This window comes from Caenibacillus caldisaponilyticus (assembly GCF_002003465.1).
GTDB classification, from domain to species: domain Bacteria; phylum Bacillota; class Bacilli; order Bacillales; family Sporolactobacillaceae; genus Caenibacillus; species Caenibacillus caldisaponilyticus.
The window spans coordinates 1-4,447 of record NZ_BDDQ01000080.1 but is presented as its reverse complement, the minus strand read 5'-3'; the positions used below and the strand labels follow the sequence as shown (position 1 = coordinate 4,447).

8 protein-coding genes are annotated in these 4,447 nt (G+C 38.0%); 6 read left to right on the top strand and 2 right to left on the bottom strand.

Translation table 11 applies throughout. The features are described from left to right. Nucleotides 1–173 precede the first annotated feature (173 nt). Both CCB157_RS15890 and CCB157_RS15885 read right to left on the bottom strand, forming a co-directional pair. Entirely contained in the window at nucleotides 174–485 is a 312-nt protein-coding gene (locus CCB157_RS15890) for a hypothetical protein (RefSeq protein WP_238594743.1), read from the bottom strand. Nucleotides 486–604: 119 nt separating this feature from the next. Next, the gene (locus CCB157_RS15885; RefSeq protein ID WP_077616816.1) at nucleotides 605–820 is read right to left on the bottom strand and encodes a helix-turn-helix domain-containing protein; all 216 of its coding nucleotides are present in this window, start codon (nucleotides 818–820) and stop codon (nucleotides 605–607) included. Nucleotides 821–970: 150 nt separating this feature from the next. Between CCB157_RS15885 and CCB157_RS15880 the strand changes: the two genes are divergently transcribed. The 6 genes from CCB157_RS15880 to istA form a co-directional block, all read left to right on the top strand. Then, nucleotides 971–1,312, top strand: a complete 342-nt coding sequence (locus CCB157_RS15880) for a helix-turn-helix domain-containing protein (protein ID WP_077616815.1) — start codon at nucleotides 971–973, stop codon at nucleotides 1,310–1,312. A 51-nt stretch (nucleotides 1,313–1,363) separates the two neighbouring features. Then, nucleotides 1,364–1,969 carry a hypothetical protein gene (locus tag CCB157_RS15875; protein ID WP_077616814.1) on the top strand — a complete coding sequence of 202 codons (606 nt, stop codon included), beginning with the start codon at nucleotides 1,364–1,366 and terminating at the stop codon, nucleotides 1,967–1,969. Between the two features lie 75 nt (nucleotides 1,970–2,044). Next, a complete protein-coding gene (locus CCB157_RS15870; protein ID WP_077616813.1) occupies nucleotides 2,045–2,692 on the top strand; it encodes an ImmA/IrrE family metallo-endopeptidase in 648 nt (215 codons plus the stop codon). Next, entirely contained in the window at nucleotides 2,667–3,008 is a 342-nt protein-coding gene (locus tag CCB157_RS15865) for a hypothetical protein (RefSeq protein WP_077616812.1), read from the top strand. Before CCB157_RS15870 ends, CCB157_RS15865 begins: the two co-directional genes overlap by 26 nt. 12 nt (nucleotides 3,009–3,020) lie before the next feature. Next, complete coding sequence (locus CCB157_RS15860; protein ID WP_077616811.1) at nucleotides 3,021–3,746, top strand: site-specific integrase; 726 nt, start codon at nucleotides 3,021–3,023, stop codon at nucleotides 3,744–3,746. A gap of 86 nt (nucleotides 3,747–3,832) precedes the next feature. After that, nucleotides 3,833–4,447: IS21 family transposase (gene istA, locus CCB157_RS15855; protein ID WP_143287109.1), on the top strand; the 615-nt coding region annotated here is incomplete at its 3' end.

The window sequence follows — 4,447 nt, the reverse complement described above, 5'->3', positions numbered from 1 at the left end:
AATTGAACAGACCGGAGTGTTTTCTTGATGTAATCGACTCCGAAATAGATCAGCGCATCATAAGCGCATTGTTTTGAACAGAATGTTGTGGAATTGTTGCCAGCTCTGTAGTAGTCGCCTTTGATCGGCTCGCCACAGTTGGCACAGATGATTTTTGTCATGCTTTCACCTCCTCACATAGCCCAACGGTCATATTCCGTGTTCTCTTGGACCCATTTGGTATGTTCATCGATCCACTTGAGAAGCAAGTGTGTCGGTACTTTCGGATGTCCAAAATCGCGTATGACTGGAAAATCAGGGCGATTCAGAAGCTCGCTGGCCTTGTTTGCTCTGATGCCCAAAAATTCCATTAAATCTTTGCGGCTCAACAGCGGAGGCCATTTTTGATGAGTCTCGATTCGTTCCAAGAGCTTCTCATATGCCCTATCGGCGATCTTCGTCGCTACAGCGTCGATGACTTCGTCGTCAAAGTCGATTTTGAACAACGGGTTCACCTCCTGACTTTCTTGATGGTATAAGGCCACGTTTGCGATCTCGTTCAATGATGTATTCAAGGAGTTTTCGGTTCATTGTTCGGTAAAGAAGTTTCATGAAGATCACCTCCTTAAGCTGATCGTGTATTTTTTGCACAATCTTCTTCAAAAAAAATTATCCAATTAAAACCCAGGAATTCACCTATGGCTTTAGCGACTCTTACACTCGGTTTCAAACCGTTCTCGATTTTGGTGTAGTAAGAACGATCAATATTGACATGATCAGCAACATCTTGTTGAGATAAACCCATAGCTTTACGCTTATTTTTTAAAAAGTTGTTATCCATATTCTCACCACCTTGTGCAGTTTCTACACATATTTTATAGTGCATTAATTGCACATGTCAATAGTTTTTGTTAATTTTTTTCACTGATATTTTTATGTGAATAAATTTCACCTATAATGAGGTTAAAAGTTACTGATGGAGTGTCTTTCAATGGATTATGGAGAAAGACTTAAAATACTAAGGATGAGAAAAAAATTATCACAGCAGGATGTTGCTGACCGTTTAAATATCAATCGGTCAACATATGCACGATATGAATTGGGACAAACTCAACCAGATTTTGAAACACTTGAAAAACTGGCCGATTTTTTTGATGTTTCAACCGATTATATCCTTGGACGTACTGATAACCCGAACCCACCTGGAAATGATGAAGACAATCTGGTTGCTTTTTACAACCTTGACGATCTCGATGAAGAAGATATTCAATATGTGAAGGAAACCATTGAGTTTTTGAGACGTAAAAGAAGAAAGCAAAAAAATCAAAAATAGGTTTTACCAATTTTATATAAATATGAATTCAAATTTTAAGGGGGATTTTAATTGAAAAGGTTAGCTTTGGGATTATTTTCTCTGGTCTTGATCTTTGGCGTCTTAGCTGGATGCGGTGATGATTCAACTAAAATTGCAAGCGATAACAATAACAAAACAACTACTAAAAAAGAAGATAGTAATAAAAATAATTCTGGATCATCACAAAAACAAACCAATGACATCTGGACATATTACAATAACGCAACTTGGTCAGATAATTATCAAGGGTTTAAAACAACAATAGAAAAAGTTGTAGTAACTGATAAAGCACCGGCCGAAGATGGATCGGATAAAAAGCAAACAGCTGTTGGTGTAAAATTTAAGTTAGAAAATACAACGAAAGATAAATTTACTACATATCCGGATCAAGCCGTTCTAGTTACCAGTACTGGCGAGCAAATCGATATGCCTTCGATGTTTGGATCTGACAACTTAGGCGGGGAATATGACGAAGGAGTCAAAAAAGAGGGAGACGTCATTTGGTATCTCAAGAATGCTGGAACTGCCAATAACATCAAGTGGGTTAAATTTAAATGGTCTATTCATAAAGGTGGAGAAGATGAAATAGATGCACCAACTCATGATTACGAAGTAAAACTTGAACTTAAAAAATAATACAAAGCCCTATTTTTTAGGGCTTTTCTTATAAATATAAAACAGAACATATATTCCCATAAGGAGAAGTCACTCATGAATCTTGCACTGTATAAATCAAGCCATCTTGAAAATTGGATAACTGAAAAATACATCGAATTGGGTATTATGTCTCCTGGAGATTTAGAACCGCACAATATTGCTGCGAAGTTAAATGTTGATCTGTATAAGCATCCAGTAGCCTCATTTTCGATTCGTGAGGGAGGGGTAAATTATATCTTCTTAAAAGACAGTGATCCATACAACGAGCGTGTTCAATTCTTTCATGAGCTATGCCATTTATTGAGACATTCCGGAAATCAACTGGGTATTATGCCTCAAGCCTTCCGTGAACTGCAGGAGCGTGATGCAAATCATTTTACGCAATATGCAGCCATGCCATTACACATGCTCACTGATTTCAAGTTTGAAAGTCCCGATATTATTTACGAGCTCTCAGAAATTTTTTGTGTACCAATCAGCTTTGCAGCCGATAGATTGGAGAATATCAAAAGAAAGTTACGTCAAGAGACTTTAGACCAAATATTCATCAAAAACCTAAATTCACACGCTGTCACTCCTTATCCAAAATACCGCAAATTTAATTTGGATGATTGTTCAAATGAAACAAAACGGCTTCTAGCGCAACTTAACCAACAGCTAAAAGGAGGACAAATCCATGCACATTGCAAAGGTATACTATGATTTTCGTGATGGCCAAGAGAGGCCTATTTGGTATGTTGTAAATAATGATTTTGATTGGAACTTAGCGACTCAGTATATTGATGTCTTAACACCGTATAAGAAGGCTTCACTCTTCGACTTTGAAAATCATTTAATTAATGTATCTGTTTTTATACAAGAAATGACTCAAAGCTATGCCCATCCCAATAAATTAGGTCTTAATCTTTTGGCGATCGCTGATCGTATTCGTCATGATGGAATTGAGCCTAACAATGTTGATCAACTGATTATGCTTGTTAACGATATTGAAGAAGTATTGCATATGAATATTTTTTGAGGGGGGTTACATATGAAAGGCCATGTCAGAAGACGCGGCAATAAGTGGTGTTTTGTCATTGATATTCCAACAGACAATGGAGAACGTCGACAAAAGTGGTTTTCTGGCTACAGATCAAGAAAAGATGCCGAAAAGGAAATGGTCCGTGTTATCAATGAATTAGAGAAGGGCACTTTTGTTGAGCCGTCAAATGAAAAATATAGAGACTATTTGAAAACATGGTTGGAAGGAAAAAAAAGCACAGTTAAACCGGCCACATATGATACGTATTTCTATTTAATCTCGAAACATATCGCTCCCAAATTGGGCCATATTTCAATATCAAAAATCAACGCAGTACATCTACAGAGATTCTATTCATATCTCAATGAGAAAGAGCATCTTGCTCCTGCATCCATTTCAAAGATACACAACATCATCAAAGCATCTTTAAATGCAGCTTACCGATATGGGTTCATATATAAAAACCCAGCGCTGTTAGTGGATCCGCCTCGTATAGGAAGAAAAGAAATGCGGTTTTGGACTGAAGAACAGGCGAGACATTTTTTGAATGTCGCAAAAAATGATCGGCTATATATAGCTTTCTTTTTAGCGATTACAACGGGGATGAGAAAAGGAGAAATTCTTGGTCTTCGATGGAAAGATATTGACCTGCATAGGAAAACGATTACAGTCAATCAGACCCTATCTAACCGCGGTGATCGTTTTCAAGAAACAAAAACCAATGCCGGCTGTTAAAGCCGATGATAAAATCCCCAATATAGCCGGAATAAAATTCCCCACTTACAATAGAACCATAGTGTCAATGAGAGGAGCTATGGTTCGTGATTACGAGAGGGGAATTTTTTATGATCAAAGAGATGTATGAAAGGGGAATGAGTATTTCCGATATTGCGAGGGAGTTGGGGATTGATCGGAAAACCGTTCGAAAATATATTCACTCCCCCAATCCCCCTTCCAAATCTAAGCGAAAACAAAGAAAAAGCAAGTTAGATCCATTTAAAGAGTATCTTCAAAAACGAATGTTAGAGGATGGGGTGTTCAATAGCGAAAAGTTATTTTTCGAAATTCGACAACAGGGCTATACAGGAGGAAAGACGATTTTAAAGGACTATATAAAACCTTTCCGAGAGACGGCGAAAAAGAAATACACCGTTCGTTATGAAACGCTTCCTGGTGAACAAATGCAAGTCGATTGGAAAGAAGTCGGGGAGGTGATAATCGAAGGGAGAAAAGTCAAGTTATCGCTATTTGTGGCCACATTAGGCTATTCGCGGATGAAATACGCGGTATTTACGACCAGCCAGGACCAGGAACACTTAATGGAATGCCTGATTCAGAGTTTCCAATACTTCGGCGGAGTTCCGAAGAAGGGGTTATTTGATAATATGAAGACCGTTACAGACGGCCGGGAACAAGGAGTGGTGAAATGGAATCAA

Coding starts and splice junctions, on each gene's coding strand:
- CCB157_RS15865 (WP_077616812.1), top strand. CDS start 2,667: ATGCACATTGCAAAGGTATACTATGATTTTCGTGATGGCCAAGAGAGG.
- CCB157_RS15885 (WP_077616816.1), bottom strand. CDS start 820: ATGGATAACAACTTTTTAAAAAATAAGCGTAAAGCTATGGGTTTATCT.
- CCB157_RS15870 (WP_077616813.1), top strand. CDS start 2,045: ATGAATCTTGCACTGTATAAATCAAGCCATCTTGAAAATTGGATAACT.
- CCB157_RS15860 (WP_077616811.1), top strand. CDS start 3,021: ATGAAAGGCCATGTCAGAAGACGCGGCAATAAGTGGTGTTTTGTCATT.
- CCB157_RS15880 (WP_077616815.1), top strand. CDS start 971: ATGGATTATGGAGAAAGACTTAAAATACTAAGGATGAGAAAAAAATTA.